The 1,991-nt window shown below is 65.4% G+C and carries 2 protein-coding genes, 1 tRNA gene and 1 rRNA gene; 1 reads left to right on the forward strand and 3 read right to left on the reverse strand.

Features of this window, described 5'->3' with window-relative positions; all coding sequences use genetic code 11:
• Positions 1–144, forward strand: a 16S ribosomal RNA gene (locus tag QZ271_RS14250); the annotation flags it as partial.
• A gap of 231 nt (positions 145–375) precedes the next feature.
• Here QZ271_RS14250 and QZ271_RS14255 read toward each other — a convergent pair.
• From QZ271_RS14255 to QZ271_RS14265, 3 genes are all read right to left on the reverse strand, one after another.
• Entirely contained in the window at positions 376–1,485 is a 1,110-nt protein-coding gene (locus tag QZ271_RS14255) for a nitric oxide synthase oxygenase (protein WP_291432592.1), read from the reverse strand.
• A gap of 116 nt (positions 1,486–1,601) precedes the next feature.
• Positions 1,602–1,678 (reverse strand) — tRNA-Arg (locus QZ271_RS14260).
• 95 nt (positions 1,679–1,773) lie between these two features.
• A complete protein-coding gene (locus QZ271_RS14265; protein ID WP_291432594.1) occupies positions 1,774–1,917 on the reverse strand; it encodes a hypothetical protein in 144 nt (47 codons plus the stop codon).
• Positions 1,918–1,991: the final 74 nt, after the last annotated feature.

Below are 1,991 nucleotides of genomic sequence, written 5' to 3' on the forward strand. Positions count from 1 at the left end.
ACACACCGCCCGTCACACCATGGGAGTAAATTGCAGCTGAAACCGCCGGGAGCTTCACGGCAGGCGTCTAGGCTGTGGTTCATGACTGGGGTGAAGTCGTAACAAGGTAACTGTACCGGAAGGTGCGGTTGGATCACCTCCTTTCTATAGGTCACGTCGACAACACCAGATGCGTCAATCACGCCCCGGACCTTTATGGCCCGGGGCGTTCTTCGTTGGTCTCAGGTTCCATCAAGACACCCAGTAGCATTACGTGTCCCGGGCCGCATACCGGGTTGGCCATCTCTCAACGAGGGTGCTGGCGGCCCGGTACCGTTATGGTCTGGCAGGGAATAATCCGGATAGAGCTGCTTAAAGTTTCTAGTGGCTGGTGGCTCAGTGATGGAAGGGGCACACACCGGGGCGCGCCACCTGCCAGGCGGGGGGCTGCGCCGTGAAGTTCGGTCGGACCTCGCGGTCGTCGTAGCTGCGGTCCCAAAGCGGCGTGGTGGCTGGGGCCATCGGCGGGAGCAGCCACGACCAGCGGCCCCGGACGGTGCGCCCGGCGCGGGCTTCGAGCGTCTCGAACTGCCGGAATTGCCGCGTGACCGCGTGGTGGTCGGCAATGCGGACGCCGTCCCGGTCGAAAGAGTGCAGGACGGCCACGTTCAGTTCCAGCAGCGCGCGGTCCACCCACAGGGAGCGGCGCGTGCGGGTGTCCAGGCCCAGCGCGGCGGCCACAGCGGGCAGCAGGTTGTACCGGCGCTCGTCGGTGAGGTTACGGGCGGCAATTTCGGTTTGCAGGTACCAGCCGCTGAACGGTGCGGCCTGGAACGACTCTCCGCCGACTTCCAGGGTCATGTTGCTGATGACGGGCAGGGCGTGCCAGCGCAGCCCCAGCTTCCCGATGGCCGGGCAGGTGGGATGCTCGATACGGACCTCGCAGGTGGCGTCGGCGGGCAGGTCGAACAGGCGCACCTCTCCCTGCGCCTCGATGGCCAGCGGCAGTACGTCAAAGGGCGTACCCGGGCCCCCGCGCCAGCCCAGGCCGCGCAGGTAATCAGTCAGGGCGGCGTTCTGCGGGTCGCCGGTTACGCGTCCGTCCGGGTGGCGGTACCCGGCGTACCGGATCAGTTGGTCGTTGTGAATGCGTACGCCCGGGCCGAACACGCTCATGGTGGGCAGGATGCGCCCGCCGTTCAGCGCCCCGCGCAGGTGCAAGAGCAGGTGCGTGAACACCTCGTCATGGGTTGTCACGTGCCGCAGGTCGTTCACACGCAGGGTTTGCCAGGGTAGGCGTCCCACGCAGCGGGTACTGTTTCGCCACGCCACCCGCGCGCCGAAAGTCAGTTCCTGGGTACTCAGGGTCAGGTGGCTGTCACGGTACACGTCCGCCTGCCGCTCCCGCAGACCGGGCTGGCCGGTTTCGGTGTGGTACAGATGCAGGAACTCCAGCGCTTCAGCCTCGCGCTGCGTCTGATCAGGTCGCGAAACGGACGCTGGCATAACGGGCATCCTGACGCGCCGCGACACGCAAAATGTCCCCACGCGCGCCGCAACCGACACACCATGAAGACACGCAGAAGCCCCCCAACCAGCAAAAGGAGGGGGGCTTCTGAACGTGGCGCGCCCTGCAGGACTCGAACCTGCGACCGACCGCTTAGAAGGCGGTTGCTCTATCCAGCTGAGCTAAGGGCGCGTGCGGTGATTTTGTGCGACCAGAAGCGGGTTGCTCGGTTGAAGAGTTTAGCAGTTCCTGGTCCTTCTGTCGCTCCGGGGCCATTTGGGGGCCATTTACCCCAGATCGAGCTCGATGGGCTCCTCCAGTTCCGGCCAGCTGTGCAGGTAGATCGCCTGCGTCACCACGGTGTTCTTGTGGCCCAGCTGCCTGGAGATCTGCCGGATCGAGCGACCCTGGTGGGCCGCGACGCTGACCATTAGACCTCCTGCGAAAGTCCCCAGCTACGCTGCGTGAGTGAGCCACGACCGCCTTGAACGCCTCCGACAGCTGA

It is taken from the genome of Deinococcus sp., assembly GCF_018260555.1.
In the GTDB taxonomy this organism is placed as follows: Bacteria; Deinococcota; Deinococci; order Deinococcales; family Deinococcaceae; genus Deinococcus.